Annotated in this window: 14 protein-coding genes; 11 read left to right on the forward strand and 3 right to left on the reverse strand. The window is 40.9% G+C overall.

Annotated features, from left to right (window positions below):
* Nucleotides 1-122: 122 nt before the first annotated feature.
* The 7 genes from prlC to RDV63_RS04525 all read left to right on the forward strand — a co-directional run bounded on the left by prlC (nucleotide 123) and on the right by RDV63_RS04525 (nucleotide 9,337).
* Nucleotides 123-2,171 carry an oligopeptidase A gene (gene prlC / locus RDV63_RS04495; protein WP_313908328.1) on the forward strand — a complete coding sequence of 683 codons (2,049 nt, stop codon included), beginning with the start codon at nucleotides 123-125 and terminating at the stop codon, nucleotides 2,169-2,171.
* A 72-nt stretch (nucleotides 2,172-2,243) separates the two neighbouring features.
* Nucleotides 2,244-2,768, forward strand: coding sequence for a hypothetical protein (locus RDV63_RS04500; protein ID WP_313908329.1), 525 nt, complete (start codon nucleotides 2,244-2,246; stop codon nucleotides 2,766-2,768).
* Between the two features lie 73 nt (nucleotides 2,769-2,841).
* On the forward strand, nucleotides 2,842-3,543 hold the full coding sequence (locus tag RDV63_RS04505) for a DNA-3-methyladenine glycosylase I (RefSeq protein ID WP_313908330.1): 702 nt from the start codon (nucleotides 2,842-2,844) through the stop codon (nucleotides 3,541-3,543).
* Entirely contained in the window at nucleotides 3,540-4,286 is a 747-nt protein-coding gene (locus RDV63_RS04510) for a class I SAM-dependent methyltransferase (RefSeq protein ID WP_313908331.1), read from the forward strand. The genes RDV63_RS04505 and RDV63_RS04510 overlap by 4 nt, the downstream gene beginning before the upstream one ends.
* Before the next feature lie 32 nt (nucleotides 4,287-4,318).
* Nucleotides 4,319-4,792: a peroxiredoxin gene (locus RDV63_RS04515; RefSeq protein ID WP_313908332.1), complete on the forward strand. Its 474-nt coding sequence runs from the start codon at nucleotides 4,319-4,321 to the stop codon at nucleotides 4,790-4,792.
* A 244-nt stretch (nucleotides 4,793-5,036) separates the two neighbouring features.
* Nucleotides 5,037-7,040: a lipid IV(A) 3-deoxy-D-manno-octulosonic acid transferase gene (gene waaA / locus RDV63_RS04520; protein ID WP_313908333.1), complete on the forward strand. Its 2,004-nt coding sequence runs from the start codon at nucleotides 5,037-5,039 to the stop codon at nucleotides 7,038-7,040.
* Between the two features lie 131 nt (nucleotides 7,041-7,171).
* Nucleotides 7,172-9,337 carry an SEL1-like repeat protein gene (locus RDV63_RS04525; RefSeq protein WP_313908334.1) on the forward strand — a complete coding sequence of 722 codons (2,166 nt, stop codon included), beginning with the start codon at nucleotides 7,172-7,174 and terminating at the stop codon, nucleotides 9,335-9,337.
* Nucleotides 9,338-9,508: 171 nt separating this feature from the next.
* Here RDV63_RS04525 and RDV63_RS04530 read toward each other — a convergent pair whose 3' ends face one another.
* Nucleotides 9,509-11,605, reverse strand: a complete 2,097-nt coding sequence (locus tag RDV63_RS04530; RefSeq protein ID WP_313908335.1) for a S8 family peptidase — start codon at nucleotides 11,603-11,605, stop codon at nucleotides 9,509-9,511.
* 373 nt (nucleotides 11,606-11,978) lie between these two features.
* Here RDV63_RS04530 and RDV63_RS04535 point away from each other — a divergent pair, with 373 nt between their 5' ends.
* From RDV63_RS04535 to RDV63_RS04550, 4 genes are all read left to right on the forward strand, one after another.
* A complete protein-coding gene (locus RDV63_RS04535; protein ID WP_313908336.1) occupies nucleotides 11,979-13,160 on the forward strand; it encodes an NAD(P)/FAD-dependent oxidoreductase in 1,182 nt (393 codons plus the stop codon).
* Nucleotides 13,161-13,248: 88 nt separating this feature from the next.
* Entirely contained in the window at nucleotides 13,249-14,157 is a 909-nt protein-coding gene (locus RDV63_RS04540) for a cation diffusion facilitator family transporter (RefSeq protein ID WP_313908337.1), read from the forward strand.
* 367 nt (nucleotides 14,158-14,524) lie between these two features.
* Nucleotides 14,525-14,977 (forward strand): hypothetical protein, encoded by a 453-nt coding sequence (locus RDV63_RS04545; protein ID WP_313908338.1) that lies wholly within the window; start codon nucleotides 14,525-14,527, stop codon nucleotides 14,975-14,977.
* Nucleotides 14,974-15,462 (forward strand): hypothetical protein, encoded by a 489-nt coding sequence (locus RDV63_RS04550; protein WP_313908339.1) that lies wholly within the window; start codon nucleotides 14,974-14,976, stop codon nucleotides 15,460-15,462. The genes RDV63_RS04545 and RDV63_RS04550 overlap by 4 nt, the downstream gene beginning before the upstream one ends.
* 115 nt (nucleotides 15,463-15,577) lie before the next feature.
* Here the strand turns inward: RDV63_RS04550 and RDV63_RS04555 are convergent, their stop codons facing one another.
* On the reverse strand, nucleotides 15,578-16,324 hold the full coding sequence (locus RDV63_RS04555) for a class I SAM-dependent methyltransferase (RefSeq protein WP_313908340.1): 747 nt from the start codon (nucleotides 16,322-16,324) through the stop codon (nucleotides 15,578-15,580).
* 86 nt (nucleotides 16,325-16,410) lie between these two features.
* Nucleotides 16,411-17,241 (reverse strand): DNA ligase, encoded by an 831-nt coding sequence (locus RDV63_RS04560; RefSeq protein ID WP_313908342.1) that lies wholly within the window; start codon nucleotides 17,239-17,241, stop codon nucleotides 16,411-16,413.
* Nucleotides 17,242-17,355: the final 114 nt, after the last annotated feature.

The following is a 17,355-nucleotide window of genomic DNA, read 5'->3' on the forward strand; positions in this document are numbered from 1 at the left end:
ACAGGGCGCTTTACAAGGTCATGCCCTGAACAAGGCGTAACTCAGGCTATTGATATTAAGCGGTTTCGCCCCAAGATAATGGCGATACATATTTAAATTAAGTTAAATTAATAAGGTTATTCATGTCCAATAGCGAAAATGTTCTTCTGTCTTTTACCGGCTTACCGCCGTTTTCAACCATTAGCGCAGATCAAATCCAGCCTGCAGTTGAGCATGCTATTGCCCAGGCTAAAGCAGCAGTAGAGGCTGCGGTAGCCAAACCGCAAGTGAGTTGGCAAAGTTTAATTACTCAGTTAGATGAAGATACCGACCGTTTAGGTAAATTATGGTCACCGGTATCGCATTTAAACTCTGTGCTTAATAGTGCCGAGTTACGTGAGGCCTATGACAATTGCTTACCGTTATTATCTGAATTTAGTACTTGGCTGGGGCAGCATGAAGGCTTATATCAAGCGTATCAAGCGCTGGCGCAAAGCGACGAATATGCCAGCTTAACTGAGGCGCAAAAGAAAGTAATTGAAAACGCATTGCGCGACTTTAGCTTGTCGGGCATTGGTTTATCGGCAGATAAAAAACAGCGCTACGGTGAGATCCAAAGTGAACTGGCAGATTTAAGCTCTCAATTTGCTAATAATACTTTAGATGCCACTCAAGCTTGGTTTAAGCATGTTACTAATGAAGCTGATTTAGCCGGCTTACCAGACGATGCCAAATTAGCAGCCGCAGAAGAAGCACAAAGCCGCAAATTAGAAGGCTGGGTATTTACTTTAGAGTTCCCAAGCTATATTGCCGTGATGACCTATGCTGATAGCCGTGCTTTGCGCGAGGAGCTATATAGCGCCTATTGCACCCGAGCTTCTGATCAAGGCCCAACAGCGGGTCAGTTTGATAATAGCCATATTATTGAGCAAACCTTGGCTTTAAAACATGAGCTAGCCCAGTTGCTTAACTTTAATAATGCGGCAGAGCAGTCGTTAGCGACTAAGATGGCGCAAACGACTAACCAGGTGTTAGATTTCTTACAGGATTTAGCTAAGCGAGCTAAACCGCAAGCCGAAGCTGACTTAGCAGAGTTAAAAGTCTTTATGGCCAAAGAGTTTAAGCAAACTGAACTGGCAGCTTGGGATCTGGCTTATTATGCCGAAAAGCTAAAGCAAGCTAAGTACGCCATTTCTGATGAGCAACTACGACCTTACTTTCCAGAGCATAAGGTTATTTCAGGCTTATTTAGCGTATTAAATAAATTGTTTGGCATCCAAGTAAAACGCCGTCAAGGCGTTGATGTTTGGCATCCGGATGTTAGTTTTTACGATATTTTTGACCAAGAAAACCAGTTACGAGGTAGTTTTTATTTAGATTTATATGCCCGCGGCCAAAAGCGTGGCGGAGCTTGGATGGATGATTGCCAAGGCCGTCGTATTAAAGCTGATGGCAGTGTGCAAACTCCGGTTGCCTATTTAACTTGCAACTTTAATAAGCCTATCGGCGGTAAGCCTGCTTTATTCACTCATGATGAAGTGGTCACGCTATTTCATGAATTTGGTCATGGCTTACACCATATGCTAACTAAGGTTGATGCGTCAGCGGTAGCGGGTATTAATGGTGTTCCTTGGGATGCGGTAGAGTTACCTAGCCAGTTTTTAGAAAATTGGTGCTGGCAACCTGAAGCCCTAGCTATTATATCGGGGCACTATGAAACCGGTGAGCCCTTACCGCAAGCGATGCTAGATAAAATGCTAGCGGCTAAAAACTTCCAATCCGCTATGTTTTTAGTGCGGCAATTAGAGTTTGCCTTGTTTGACTTTAGGCTGCATGCTGAATATGACCCAGCTAGCGGTGGTAGGGTGCAACAAATTTTAGATCAAGTTCGCAGCGAAGTATCAGTTATGATCCCGCCTAGATTTAACCGCTTTCAGCATGGTTTTAGCCATATTTTTGCTGGTGGTTATGCGGCCGGTTACTACAGTTATTTGTGGGCAGAAGTGTTATCGGCTGATGCTTTTAGCCGGTTTGAAGAAGACGGTGTATTTAATGCAAACACGGGCCGTGACTTTTTAAATTGGATTTTAGAGCGAGGCGGTAGCGCTGAGCCTATGGCTTTATTTACCGGTTTTCGTGGTCGCGAGCCGTCTAATGAAGCCTTATTGCGCCACATGGGTATTAATGGTTAATTAAGTGTTGCTAAGATAACAAGCCTCTGCCAAGCTAAATATAACAAATGCTAGTCTACAAAAGGGATAGGTATGCCAAGAACAATATTTAAGCTAAGCGTGACTGTAGCCGTATTATTCGCTAGTACGACCTTAATGGGTTGTCAGCAAGGTACTGCAGATGAGCCAAAAGCCGAGCAGTTAACACCTGCAGCACTAGTAGAGCCAATTGATCCACAAACAAATCCAATTGGAGCAAGCAAAGCAAGGAAAACTCAAATGGCCAAAGATAGTGAATTAACTGCCCAGTTAACCGAGTTGAGACAGGAAGTTTTAGCGTTAATTGGTGATGCAAGGGCTGATAATGTTCAGCAATGTCGAGTAATTGGTTTTGGTGCTAAACCTTGTGGTGGACCAGCGGGTTATATTGCCGCTTCAGTCAAAGATATTGATGAAGCAACTTTAATGGCAAAAGTAGAAGCTTATAATGCTGTTAATGTTGAAAATAATAATAGATTAGGCTTGATGTCTGATTGCGCTGTAGAACCTAGACCAGAAGTAAAATTAGAGCAGGGTGTTTGTCGTTTAGTAACTGCAAAGCAAAACCAGCAGTTTTAATATTATAGCTATACACTAGTAAAAGTGTTTTAAGGCAGCCTGTTTAGAGCTGCCTTTTCTTTTAGGAAAAACCGTGAATTCAGCAGAATCTTTTAATCATATTTACCAGCGTGCTTGTGAGCGTAAAGGGGGAGTGGCTGCGTTAGCAGCTTTACTTAGCTTGCCGGCTGCAGCTGCCGATATTAAAGCCATTCCAGATAACATATGTTTAGCTGAGCTAACAAAAAAAGTATTTCAGTCAGGCTTTGTTTGGCGTGTGGTTAAACAAAAATGGCCAGGTTTTTGCGAAGTGTTTTTTGATTTTGACATTGAAAAAATGCTGTTGATGAGTGATGAAATGCTGGAAAATAAAGCTCAAGACACACGTATTATTCGTAATGCTAAAAAAGTTTTTACTATTCGTGAGAATGCACAAATGATTGCCGATATTCAGCATAAACACGGTAGCTTTGCTGGCTTTATTGCCGAGTGGCCAACAGACGATATTATTGGTTTATGGGCCTATTTAAAGCAGTACGGTGCGCGTTTAGGGGGCAATACCGGTCCTTATGCTTTGCGTGCAATTGGTAAAGATACTTTTATTCTAAGTACTGATGTTGAAGCCTATTTGCGAGCGACTAACGTATTTGATGGTGGTATCAGTAGTAAACGCAGCTTGGCGCAAATTCAACAGCAATTTAATCTATGGCAACAGCAGTCAGGGCGAAGCCTAACTGAGATAAGCCAGATTATAGCCTTGAGTACTGGGGATAATTATGTGGGCATGCAGCAATGAGCCTATTGTTAATTAATCCGCAAATAGATCCTGAATATCAAGCTAAATTATGTGACAAATTCTCACTTGCTCTAGTAAATGACGTTAGCGGTTGGCATTTAGCATGGCATAACAATGCCTTAGTACTTAGAAATAGCAACTTGCCTAAGCAAGGCGATATTTTAGTCGACTTTGACAGTGGCGCTTCAAGTTATCGCCGACAGCATGGTGGTGGTAAAAATGAAGCCATAGCTAAAGCTTGTGGCTTAAATAAAAAGCGTGATTTAACTATTCTTGATGCCACCGCAGGCTTAGGCCGTGATGCCTTTGTTTTAGCAAGTTTAGGTGCTAAGGTCACTTTAGTTGAACGTAACCCTGCGGTAGCTGCCTTATTATATGATGGGCTTCGTCGTGCGGCAGCTCAGCCCGAGCTACAATGGGTTAATGAGCGTATGAACTTGCTACATAGTTCAGGGTTGCAGGCATTACAAAGTTACCAGTCAGTAGATGTGGTCTATTTAGATCCTATGTTCCCACCGCGGGATAAAAGTGCTTTGGTAAAAAAAGAAATGCGTGCTTTTCATGATGTAGTTGGCAGTGATACTGACGCCGATGCTTTATTAGCACCGGCATTGAAGCTAGCGCTAAAGCGTGTAGTGGTAAAACGGCCAGGTTATGCTGATGCGTTGGCTCAGCAAGAACCTACCATGGCGGTAACAGGCAAAAACAATCGTTTTGATGTATATATTAATGCAGCGATTTAACTCTTATCTAAAACTATAAACAGGGGAATAAAATGATTAAAGTAGGTGATAAATTACCAGAAGTAAGCTTTTCGCAGTTAACTAAAGAAGGGGTGATGAATCCAACCACTAGCCAAGTCTTTGCCAATAAGAAAGTAGTGCTATTTGCAGTGCCAGGCGCCTTTACGCCTACTTGCTCAGCTGCACATTTACCTGGCTATATTACATTAGCAGATGAAATTAAAGCTAAAGGTGTGGATGCTATTGTTTGTACTGCTATGAATGATGCTTTTGTAATGAGTGCCTGGGCTAAGAGCCAGAATGCAGATGAGATTACGTTTTTAGCTGATGGCGGTGGTGCTTTTCATAAAGCCATAGGTTTGACTATGGATACGGAAGACTTTGGAGGCTTGCGCTCACAACGTTACGCCATGATTGTTGAAAATGGTGTGGTAACTACCCTAAATGTTGAAGCGCCAAAAAGCTTTGAAGTAAGTAATGCAGAAACATTATTAGCAGCACTTTAATGGTATTAAGCGTAAGCATCTAGCGGTGTTTACGCTTTTTTAAACCTTTTAACTGGTATTTTTTGTAGCCTAACTCTTTACCCCCATCTAGCTCTACAACATAATCTAGCAGAACTTGCAGCTATCTTTGGAATATCCGCGTTAACTTTGGCATTATAGCCAATATCCGCCATGGGCTAGCAGTAGCATTTTGCTAGCAAAGTTGCCTTGTTGTACTGTATTTTATTAATTATGGGACTAAATCATGCCCGTTTGGTGTTCTCGTTTACTGTATCAATTGGTTCTATATTGTTCGATACCACTAGTGTTGCTGTATTTTTGTTATCGCTCGTTGAAAGATGTTGCCTACCGACAACGTTTTAGTGAACGTTTTGCTTGGCAATCTGTACCAGCTGAAGCTGTAGGCGGTATTGTTGTGCATGCGGTATCAGTGGGTGAAGTAGTAGCAGCAACGCCTTTAATAAAACGCTTATTACAGCAGTATCCTAAGTTACCTATTATTGTTACTTGCACTACACCAACGGGTTCTGAGCGAATTAAGCAGACTTTTGGTACTAGTGTTTTTCATTGTTACTTACCTTTAGATACCAAAGGAGCAGTAAAGCGCTTTTTAACGAAATACCAGCCAACGGCGCTGATTATATTAGAAACAGAACTTTGGCCAAACCTATTACAGCAAAGCCATAAGGCGCTTATTCCGAGTATTATTGTTAATGCTCGTTTATCTAAACGTTCAGCAAAAGGCTATCGTCGTGGCTATTGCTTTAGTCAGCTATTGTTGCCCAATATCAGTTTGTTGCTTAGCCAAGATCGCGCAACCCTACGTCGCTTTAGAGCCTTAGGCTATCAAGGCGCAGCACAAGTATGCGGTAATATTAAATATGATATGGCGATCCCAGAGCCAATAGCGGCATTAGTACAGCAGATAGCACCACAACTTAAAGGGCGTCCAGTTTGGGTGGCAGGTAGTACCCATGCGGGCGAAGACCAACTATTAATTAATGCCTGTAAGCTATTAAAACAACGGTTTGAGAATATATTACTCATTATTGTACCTCGCCACCTAGAGCGTTTTGAGCAGGTAGCAGAGCTAATTCAACGTAGTAATTTATCAATGCAAAGGCGCAGCTCAGGTGAGGCAATCCAAGCAGAAACGACAGTGTTACTGGGTGATACTATGGGCGAGCTACTAGCTTGGTATCAACTGGCCAATGTAGTATTTATTGGCGGCAGTTTAATTGAGCGTGGTGGCCATAATCCGTTAGAGGCTATGTGTTTTGCTAAGCCCGTTCAAGCCGGCCCTTATGTGTTTAATTTTACTCAAGCCTATCAATGGCTGGCGCAACGTAAGGCGATTAACTGGTTAACAGACGAAGCTAGTATAGTCGCTAATACTCAGTTGTTACTAGAGCAGCCTGCTTTAGCGCAGCAGCAAGGTGATGCTGGTTTGGCGCTATATCAACAGCATAGTGGAGCTTGTCAACGAATTATGCTGGCAATGACTACATTTTTGCCAACAGACTTAGCGCACTTTCGGCAACAGCAGCTTGCTAAACAACATGTTTGGTATCAAAGCAATATATTCAGTAGCTGGCAGTCAGAGTATTTTAAGCCTGAGTATTGGCAGCAACAACAAGCTGTTATTGGTCAGTCTAAAGGTCGTAATACCGCTTGGTTTATTCAGTATCAACAAACAAAGTTAGTTTTACGTCACTACTATCGTGGCGGCTTAGTGGGTAAGTTATTGTCAGATCAGTTCTTTATCACTCCAGTTAATCATAGCCGGGCAATGCAAGAGTTTACGTTATTACGACGGATGCATGGTATGGGATTACCCGTACCTAGGCCTGTAGCAGCGAGTTATCAGCAACAAGGTTTAATTTATCGTGCATCTATTATAATTGAGTTAGTTCCTTATTCCCAAGACCTAGCAACAGTAATGAGCCAACGACAACTTACAGCGCAAGAATGGCAAAATGTTGGCCAAACTATTGCTAAGTTTCATCAACAAGGGGTTTATCATTCTGATTTAAATTGTCGCAATATTTTACTCGATGATAATGGTAAAGTGTGGCTGATAGACTTTGATAAATGTGAACTACGCCAAGCTGGTGCTTGGCAGCAGCAAAATTTACAACGTTTACAGCGTTCATTATTAAAAGAGCAAGGTTTAAGCAACCAATTTTATTGGCAGCAACAGCAATGGCAAGATCTTGAACAAGGCTACAAACTGCAAAAAAAGACCTAAACAGCTAAAATACCTGCTTAATCGTGAATTTTAGCGCCATTTTCTTCAATGACTACCTATATTATCTTGTCAGGATACTTGGTGTCTTGCTGAATATTTGATATAACAAGTTAGCAGGGGAGGTGCAATGTATGCGGCTAAATAAAATAATAACAATCCTTATGGCAGCTAGCTTTATTGTAGCTGCTGAACCGCAACAACAATTAGCGCAAGCCAAAGCGGCTTATGCTGAAGGCGATTATCAAACAGCAGCACAAATATTCCAAAATTTAGCCATAGAAGGTAATGCTGATGCGCAAATGGAGTTGGCCAAATTATACTCGCTTGGTCATGGTGTCGAGCGTGATGCCTTGCAAGCGTCATATTGGTTAGAGCAGTCAGCATCCAAAAGTACTGACTATGCAGAGACAGCGCAGGCTCAACAAGATATTAAACAAGCTATAACGCAACAGCGAGAGAAGAGCAAAGCAGCAGAGACTACTGCAGCTAGTACTATGCCAGCTGCAACTGTAGTAGTTGCATCGAGTACGCAATTAGAAAATACACCCAAATCAGTTACCACAGCTAAGCCAATGGTTAAAGAACCAGTAAAGCCAATGTCAGTTGCGACTAGGATAGAGCAACCCAGCTTGCCTGTTAAAACTCTGGCCGATGCTAGATTTGAAGTTGGCATGCGTGCATTTCAGCGCGAAAACTATAGTGAAGCTTATAGCCATTGGTACCCTTTAGCGGTTAATAATCTTGTTGATGCACAGTTTAATTTAGCCGCTATGTATGCTAGCGGTTTAGGAGTTGATGTTGATTTATTAACTGCAGCACATTGGTTTAGTGCAGCAGCAGAACAAGGCTTTGCCGATGCTCAATACTATTTAGCTCTTTCTTATGCGCAAGGCCGAGGCTTGGCTCAAGATGATAGCTTAGCCATTTATTGGTATAAGCAAGCTGCTGGCCAAAAACATTTATTAGCCGAATATAATCTAGGCTTTATGTATGCTAATGGGCGTGGCGTAGAACTAGATGAAAACCAAGCTTTATTTTGGTTTGAAAAGGCAGCAAATCAAGGTGATGTTGATGGACAATATGTTGTAGCCAGTCGTTATTTACAAGGACGTGGCACTGAGGTTAACTTTGGTAAAGCAAGAGAATGGTACCAGAAAGCTAATGAGCAAGGCCATGCCAATGCTGGATTTCAATTAGGGTTACTTTATTTAAACGGTAGCGGTGTTGCACAAAGTGATAGCCGAGCTTTTGAATACTTTTCTCGTGCGGCTAACCAAGGCATAGTGGAGGCACAACGGGAAGTCGGTATTAGCTACTCGTTAGGCCGAGGTACACGTAATAGTGACAACCGAGCTGTAGAATGGCTAGAGCGAGCTTGTACAGCAAATGATTTAAGTGCTTGTTACTATTTTGCAGTACATTTAAGCGAAGGTCGCGGGGTGCGAGCCGATCCGGGTCGTGCTATGCAGTTGTTTACCCAGTCAGCGAAAGACGGTAATAAAGAAGCTCAATATCGTTTAGGTTTAATTTATGCTAATGGTGAAGGAGTGGCTGTTAATGATCAACAAGCCTTTAGTTGGTTATTAAAAGCAGCGGAACAAGGGTTAGCGGCGGCACAATATTTAGTTGGTGTTCGTTATGCTAATGGTACCGGGACTGCGGCGGATGATAAAGCGGCCGTTAAGTGGTATCAGCGGGCAGCAGATCAAGGTGAAGCTTATGCTCAATATAATTTAGGTTATATGTACGCTAATGGGCGTGGTGTAGCAGCTGATCAGCAGAAAGCTTTATACTGGTATACTAAAGTGGCCGCCGAAGGTGATGCTGATGCCCAGTTCAATTTAGGATTGCGTTACGAAACCGGTAATGGTGTAGAGCAAAACGATAAAAGTGCTGTTGAGTGGTATGAAAAAGCAGCCGCTCAAAATCATGCTCGTGCCATAGCGCACTTAGGGTTTATGTATGAAAAAGGCTACGGGGTAATGATGGATGAGCGTAAAGCTTTTCAGCTATACCAACAGGCTTTACCGGCAAAAGTACCAAGAGCGTTAACTGCACTGGGGTTATTTTATAAAAATGGCCGTCAAGTTAAAGCAGACGATAGCATAGCGGTTGATCTATTTCGTCAAGCAGCTGAACAAGGTTACGCAAATGCTCAATATAACTTAGGTTGGATGTATGAGTATGGTCGTGGGGTGCGTAAAGATTTAGTTAAAGCCCGTGATTACTATCAATTGGCAGCAGAGCAAAATGAACCTCTTGCTCAAAGCCAACTTAATAGATTACTGAATCATTAAGCTTAAATTTTAAGCTAAGCCTGACTTTCCTATTAAGCTAGAAGTAATTACTTCTAGCTTTTTTTATACTTTAAACTAGTAAAGATAATTAATTTTATTATTTAATTTGTGAAGCTGACTAAGCAAATGAAAAGGCCAGCATAAAGCTGGCCTTGTTAGATTGCATAATCTTTACGGATTGTATTCAGCGTTTAGTGTTACACCGCTAAAGGTACGGTATGAACGAATACTGATATGCCAAACATCTGCTTGTGGGTTAGTGAAGCTACAGCTTTCATTGTTACCTGTTCTATATGGGCGACAATCATAGCTTGTAGTTGTAGGGCGTGAACCACGACGTACGTATAAATCGCCGTCACCAGTACCGCTAGAGGTTGTGATATTCAGTGTACGCATGCCAGCAGGAACATTTAAGGTGTAATGTAACCAATCACCACTATTAGCAGATAAATTATCTAATCTAGCACTACCGCCAGTATTGCCGCCACCGGTTACTGGAGTGTAGTCGGCAACGAGTGAAACACCTGAGTGAGCTCTATACGAACTTATCATTACGTGGTAAGTACCAGCTTGAGTGGTGGGGAAAGAGCAGCTTTCATTATTACCTGTTCTGTACGGGCGACAATCATAGCTGGAGCTTGTTGGTGCGCTACCAAACTTAACATATAAGTCTGCATCACCGGTTCCGCCGGACATATTAAAGGTTAGATCTGTTGCTCCTTGTGGCACAGTAAAGGTATAGAAAGTATTGCTACCGCTAGCACCAGATATGTTGGTTTTAGCCACTGCTTTTTGTAATACACTACCGCCTGTAGGAGGTGGTGGTGTACCACCGCCAGAGCCCATAGCGTTTAATACAGCAGCATTAGCATCAACAATACCGGTACCACAACCTGAACAACTAGCAGGGAAGCTACGAGCAGTTGATTTTAAAATTTGCTCTATTTGATCTGGTGTTGCTGATGGTTTAACTTGCTTAATTAAAGCTGCAACACCGGCCACATGAGGTGCGGCCATAGAAGTACCCTGCATCGAGCTATAAGAATCAGAACTTGGCGTAGTAGAACCGGTATTATGAGTAGATAAAACTCCATCAGCGTTACTACCCATAGCACCACCAGGGGCCGCTACATCTACTGAAGTACCGTAGTTTGAATAGTAAGCACGACCACCGTTACGGCCTGTTGCTGCTACGTTTACTACGCCAGGGCAGCTACCTGGGTTAAAGTTGTTGGCATTAGTATTATCATTACCAGCAGCAACAATAATTACCGAGCCATTATTTCGGGCAATATTAATGGCATTTTGCGTGGTTGATGAACAAGAACCACCACCGCCTAGACTCATATTAATAACATCAGCAGGGTTAGGGTTGCTAGGTACACCAGAAACAGTGCCACCAGATGCCCAAATAATACCGTCTGCAATATCAGAGGTATAGCCACCGCACTTACCTAGTACCCGAACTGGTACAATTTTGGCGTTATAAGCTACACCTGCCACGCCTCTATTATTATTTGAGACAGCTGCAATAGTGCCGGCAACATGAGTACCATGCCAGCTTGAACCCCGGAATTGTGAAGGATTACCATTGCCACACTCACCTGGATTTAACCAGTCACCTGGATCGCGGGCATCGCTGTCACGACCGTTACCATCGTTACCCATAAAACTATCAGAAACCATATCATAGCCTGGCAGTATATTGGCGTTTAGGTCGATATGCGGACGGTAACCAGTATCTAATACAGCAACAACTACGCCGCTACCAGAAGCATTATCCCATGCACCTGGCGCACGTAAACCACCCACAGACTCATAATAATGCCATTGATCATTGTAGCTAGGATCATTAGGTGTAGCAGTTGCTTGCATTAATATATCTTCTTCAATCATTTCGATTGAATCGTCTTGAGCTAACAACTCCATCATTCGCTTAGTGTCGCGCGCAGATAATCTACGTTCAGCACTGAATAGAGCATGCTTTTCTAAGTTTAGCTGGCGTACATAATGTAAGCTTTCGCCAGAAAAAGAGCTAAAACGTTGAGCTTTTTCTGTCATGCTTTGTTTTTGTAGCTTTTGCGACATAGCTTGAGGTAAAGCTTGCATGATGCCCTCATTAGGGGCTTCTTTATATTTAATAATAAAACGTGTTGGTGGACCATCTGATGCAAAACTTAGGTCATTTGCAAAAGCTTGAGTTGAAAGAAGTACTGCTGGTAAACAAAGTGCTGCAAGTGCTGTGCGCTTGAATGAAATGGGTTTCATAGTGATTTTACCTTGGATTTTATAATTATTTTTATTGTGCGACTTATTTACTTCGCCGCTGCCTAATTCTTAACCGCTTTGCTAGGCAAAGTAAATCTATTTTTTTTAACAGCAGTCGAGCAAAAAGGAACAAAAATATTAAATGTTTCTAAAAAAGGGGTATTTGTCGTATAAAAAACACACAAAAATGTCATGAAACTGTGATTAATACTGCAATTGTGAGTAATAACAGTTTAGAGTTATTGGATATATGTTATAGCTAAAAAGAATATGCGAGTTAGATTAAAAAAGATGCTTTATCACAAAGTTGACCATTGCATACTGCAAGAGGGTACAAGACAATAGTGGTTATTAATGAATATAGGCAAATGCAATGCAGCATTATGATGTGATAGTAGTAGGGGCCGGAGCTGCCGGTTTAATGTGTGCAATTGAAGCAGGTAAGCGCGGTAGAAAGGTTCTAGTACTAGATAATGGTAAGCGTGTAGGCCGCAAAATCTTAATGTCTGGCGGTGGCCGCTGTAATTTTACTAATATGTACACCAGCCCAGATAACTTTTTATCGCAAAACCGCCATTTTTGTAAGTCTGCTTTAAGCCGTTATACGCAGTGGGATTTTTTAGCCTTAGTGCAAAAACATCAGCTCCCGTACCATGAAAAAACCTTAGGTCAGTTATTTTGTGATGACAGCGCTAAAGACATAGTGCAAATGTTAGTGACAGAAGCTAAAACTGCTGGCGTTGAAATAGCCTTACAGCAGCATATTCAACAGGTTAGAAAAACAAATGCTGGCTTTATTGTTGACACCCCAGATGCTAGTAGAGCATGCTACAGCTTAGTGGTAGCAAGCGGTGGCTTAAGCTTACCAAATTTAGGCGCTACCGCTTTTGGCTATCAACTTGCAGAGCAATTTGGCCTTAATGTACTCCCTTTACGTGCGGCTTTAGTGCCGGTAACCTGGCAACCGGCAGATAAAGCTATTTTCGAAGAAATTAGCGGCGTATCACTGCCTGTAACTGCCGAAGCAAACGGAAAGGTTTTTCCGGAAGATATGCTATTTACTCACCGTGGGTTAAGTGGCCCAGCTATATTACAGGTTTCTAGCTACTGGCAACCCGGTGATGATATTAAAGTAAACTTATCACCAGAAACCGATATCCATGCTTTTTTAACCAGCCAACAACAAAGTCACCCTGAGCAAGAGTTAAAGACAGCTTTAAGCAAATTGCTGCCAAAACGTCTGGTTGAAAAACTGCTAGCCTTAAATGTGATAACTAACCAGCCCTTAAAGGCGTTAAATAGTAAAAGTAGCCAAACCATAGCGAATAGTTTACATGGTTATATTTTCAAGCCCAATGGTACTGAAGGTTACCGAACAGCAGAAGTGACTTTAGGCGGCGTAGACACCAACGACTTGTCATCTAAAACCATGGCAGCTAAAGAACACGATAACTTATATTTTATTGGTGAAGTCGTCGACGTTACCGGTTGGCTAGGTGGCTACAACTTCCAATGGGCCTGGGCCAGCGGCTGGGTAGCAGGGCAGTATTGTTAGTCATTAAAGGCAAACAGTTATAGTGTGCTAATGTTCGCTATAGTTCCATAATAATTAATTAGATAAACCTATTAAGTTAAGGTTCTAAATGCATAATCATCATAGTCACGGACATAGCCATCATCACGCTAGCGGCAGCGATGCGTCAAGGCGCATTGGTTGGGCGTTTTTTCTTAATGTTAGCTTTACTATTATCGAGTTTATAGGTGGCTGGTTAACCAACAGTACGGCAATTATGGCTGATGCCGTGCATGATCTAGGCGATAGCTTATCTATTGGCTCCGCTTGGTTGTTAAATAAGCTTAGCGACAAAGGTGCTAACAGTACTTTTTCTTATGGCTATAAGCGTTTTTCGTTACTAGGTGCTTTAATTAATGGCACAGTGTTAACAATTGGCTCTATTTGGATTTTATTAACGGCTATTCCGCGTATATTTGATCCTGTTATGCCCCATGCTGAAGGCATGTTAGTTTTGGCTATTTTCGGCATGGCAGTAAATGGCTTTGCAGCTTATAAACTTAGTGCCGGTAAAACCTTAAATGAGCGGGTGCTAAATTGGCATTTGTTAGAAGACGTACTTGGCTGGGTTGCCGTGTTTATCGTGTCTATTGTCTTGATGTTTAAGCCTTGGCCTATTCTTGACCCCATTCTATCGATTGGTTTTACCTTATTTATTCTATTTAATGTGCTGCGCAACCTTAAACTTACTGTTATGTTATTTTTACAAGCCGCGCCAGATAAAGAGGTCGTTAAACAGGTAAGGCAAGTGTTGCTGGCAAGGCCACAAGTTGCCGCCTTGCATCATTTTCATATTTGGTCTTTAGATGGCGAACACAGTGTGATGTCGGTGCATCTTGAATTAAAATCAAACATTACAATTGCTGATATGAAGCAGTTAAAACAACAGCTAGATCAAGAATTAGCTGAATTTGAATTTGCTCATACTACTATAGAATTAGAATTCGCCGATGAAGCCTGTCGAGATGAGTTACCTTGAGATGCTGCTATACATGAAAATAAAAATTTAACTATTTAAATTAAGCAGTTAAAAACAAATAATATATAGCATTCAAAGAAATAATTTTTATTCTGTAATCTTTCTATCTTATTTTTAGCCCCTCAGCTACTAATGGTAAGGTAATTTTGACAATGTTTTCGGCCCAACCTCAAAAGTAATAAAATTTTGTTTTGTAATTAATAGATAGAGTGTCAAAGGCACTTCAATGTTTCTTTAGTTAATTAGATGTTTATTTTTGTGGCTCTTTAGTTTATTTTATTGCTCTATTTATTTAGTGTTACGAGTATTTTTTATTGAAAAGTTCGAATTTTCATGGAGATCACCAACTTAATATAAGGATTTAAGTATGAGTAAATGCCCAGCGATAGTCGGTATAGTTTTTGATTCTGCTAGTTTAGATGCTATAGAAAAAATTAATGAACTTCATAAGTTAGAAAAATCTGCCAAGTTCTTTATCAGTTTAGGAAGCTTAATTAATATTTTTGGAGGCAATGCAGTTAAAGGAGCTGGAAGTTCAGGCTTAACAAGTGCAATCTCTGCAGTTCCGGTTAATGGGAGCTTGCAAAAAGTTAGAGATGTTAGTGTAGCAATAGGTAAGAGCGTTTCATCAGATGCTGGACAAACAGCATGGAATATAACACAAGCTAATTGGGAATATTACTTTAGATCTTATAGTGCGTTAGATTCTATAAAATTGCGTCAAATTGATTACATTGCAACGCAGCAAGCACTGCACCATGTTGCGGATAAAAAGCAATACCGTTTTTGGAAAGCTATAGCTGATGGGTGTAAGTTATGAATAAGCTTTTAATTTTAATTTTAATTTTTTTACCAACATTTTCTTACGCTAATGCCAGCATAGAGGAAAAATTATTTGTTGAAGTAAATGATGCAATTTTTATTTTAGGTCAAAGAGTTAAAGTTTGTAAAGAAATTGAGTCGCAAAATAAGCCTAATAATAAAACTATAGAATTTGTAAAAAACAGACTAGAAAAGTTGGCACCAATATTAGCTTATCTAAACTATTTAGCTATTGAGCGTTGTAGTTTTAGTGAAAAAACTAACTTAGCATATAGTTTGTTAATAGCAAAAAATAATACTCAACGCCTAACGACACTGGAGCTTATAAAGGCTACCGAAAAGTTGAACTTTGTTCTAGATAAAGCATCTCAGAGCAGGTTTGATGCTCTAAATCCGGAACTTAAAGAATACTTGTTAAAATCTGCTTTCTTCTCTAAACCTTTTAATGTATTAGAGCTGTATGAGCTAGCTAGTACTATGTAGTTTTTGTACAGTCAAAAGGCAATTACAGCTTTCATAAGGTATCAGTTCGATAGGGAATAGCACTGTTGCAGATGCTTCATGCCGCTGTTAATGACTTGTTTTTGTAAATTTAAGCTCAGCGTTTTACACAAACAAAGAGGGCGTTACCTGAGTCTGTTTGATATTGTTGAATACTGTCGTAATTATGCTCTAGCATATACACTTCAAACCATGGTAATAGTAGCTGCTGTAGTTGGTCAAAACTTACTGCTACCATAGCGTGTTGGTCTTGCCAATGCTTAGCTAGATTTGCATTGGTTTTAGTTATGTTAAGTTTTAGTGCTTGGGTGTCGCCTTGGCCTGAGTAATACCAAGCTGATTCAAAATCAAATAGCTTATTATCATATATAGTACTGTGGCGTACCGCTGAATTATTACAAATTAGATTTTTATCAACCGCATTAAAGCAAAGTAATCCGGCTGGGGTTAGTGCATGATAAGCTTGCTGGATACATTGTTGTAAGTCAGCAATGCTAGGGTTGTAGTGCAATGAGTATAAAAAGCAGGTAATTAAATCAACTGGTTGTGCTAGCGTAAAATTATTCATGTTTTGCAACATAAACTCAGCTTCAGGGCAGCGAGCCTTAGCAATATCTAGCATAGGTTGATTTAAATCTAATCCACAACTTTGATAACCGGCATCAATAAAATGGCGAATATGCGGACCTGTACCACAGGCTAGATCGAGATGATTTTTACCGCCATTACCGAATAAATCATTTAACCGCATAACAGCGCGGCTTTGTTGCTGATAATCAATATCGCAACACATTAAATCATAGTAGTGAGACAAATCAGTATAGAGCATAGTTGATGACGACATAGTGCATGCAGACAACAAAAATTAAGGTGCCGCATCATATAGCAGTTCATCAGTTAAGCGAAGCCTTTAGCGGTTAAACTAGGCTATTAAAGTTCAGGATAGACGCGTAAAAAACGAGCAAAGCGGGGTAAGCCATGTTTAGTTAGTCCATTATAACGATAGGTGATTATAGTCCCTATCTCAGGTGGTGTTTGACGTAACTCATCAGTTAAGCCACTGCCAATGGCAAATTCTTTACCTTCAGCCGTTTTAACAATTAAAGCTCCAATCATGTCTTGGTATTTGCCTTTACCCGCTCGGTAGCCAATAACTTTGGCTTCAGTATCTAAATAGCTTTTTAGTTTAAGTAAGTCTTGGCTTCTGCCGGTTTTATACAGCGCATCTTGGTGATGCAACATTAAGCCTTCTGCACCATCTGTTTCTAGCTGATTAAGTTTAGCCATCAGTTGCTGTTTGCTGTTAAGGCGAAACTGTGGAATAAGCTGTAAGTAAGCCGAGTTTTGCTGCTTAACAATAGCTTGCATAGTGTTTAACCGCTGGCTAAAAGTGCCAATTGCATTAGGCAGTTCAAAAATATAATAGCCAATTTGCTGCCACTCAGTATCGATTGGACTATCTTTACTAATAATGCTTAAGGTAGTAGCGAATTGACCTCGGCCTAACCATAGCTCGCCATCTAGCTCAGTATTAGGAAAATTAGCCGTAAACCAAGCAGGTGCTGAAATTAGCTTGCCACCGCGGGATATTAACTGTTGGCCATCCCAATAAGCCCGCACCCCATCTAGCTTTTCACTAATCCAGTATTGCCGAACATCAATAGTATCATGGTATATTTCCGCCAATAACAGATCGGGCTTAGAGCTGGCCGTGAGGTGAAAACAGCATAACGATAAAATTAAAGTTAACAATTTCCTCATTATTTTGCATCCTTTAATTTAAAATTAGAAGTATAGTAATGAGCGCTGTTTTCGCAAGGTTAAAGTGGCTTACATAAAATGCTGTTAGGCTTAGCATGATAATTTAAACGTGCT

This window comes from Rheinheimera sp. MMS21-TC3, assembly GCF_032229285.1.
In the GTDB taxonomy this organism is placed as follows: domain Bacteria; phylum Pseudomonadota; class Gammaproteobacteria; order Enterobacterales; family Alteromonadaceae; genus Alishewanella.

Bases quoted from the DNA above. Each gene is read 5' to 3' on its own strand.
- prlC (WP_313908328.1), top strand. From the start codon at position 123: ATGTCCAATAGCGAAAATGTTCTTCTGTCTTTTACCGGCTTACCGCCG.
- RDV63_RS04500 (WP_313908329.1), top strand. From the start codon at position 2,244: ATGCCAAGAACAATATTTAAGCTAAGCGTGACTGTAGCCGTATTATTC.
- RDV63_RS04510 (WP_313908331.1), top strand. From the start codon at position 3,540: ATGAGCCTATTGTTAATTAATCCGCAAATAGATCCTGAATATCAAGCT.
- RDV63_RS04515 (WP_313908332.1), top strand. From the start codon at position 4,319: ATGATTAAAGTAGGTGATAAATTACCAGAAGTAAGCTTTTCGCAGTTA.
- waaA (WP_313908333.1), top strand. From the start codon at position 5,037: ATGCCCGTTTGGTGTTCTCGTTTACTGTATCAATTGGTTCTATATTGT.
- RDV63_RS04525 (WP_313908334.1), top strand. From the start codon at position 7,172: ATGCGGCTAAATAAAATAATAACAATCCTTATGGCAGCTAGCTTTATT.
- RDV63_RS04530 (WP_313908335.1), bottom strand. From the start codon at position 11,605: ATGAAACCCATTTCATTCAAGCGCACAGCACTTGCAGCACTTTGTTTA.
- RDV63_RS04535 (WP_313908336.1), top strand. From the start codon at position 11,979: ATGCAGCATTATGATGTGATAGTAGTAGGGGCCGGAGCTGCCGGTTTA.
- RDV63_RS04540 (WP_313908337.1), top strand. From the start codon at position 13,249: ATGCATAATCATCATAGTCACGGACATAGCCATCATCACGCTAGCGGC.
- RDV63_RS04545 (WP_313908338.1), top strand. From the start codon at position 14,525: ATGAGTAAATGCCCAGCGATAGTCGGTATAGTTTTTGATTCTGCTAGT.
- RDV63_RS04550 (WP_313908339.1), top strand. From the start codon at position 14,974: ATGAATAAGCTTTTAATTTTAATTTTAATTTTTTTACCAACATTTTCT.
- RDV63_RS04555 (WP_313908340.1), bottom strand. From the start codon at position 16,324: ATGTCGTCATCAACTATGCTCTATACTGATTTGTCTCACTACTATGAT.
- RDV63_RS04560 (WP_313908342.1), bottom strand. From the start codon at position 17,241: ATGAGGAAATTGTTAACTTTAATTTTATCGTTATGCTGTTTTCACCTC.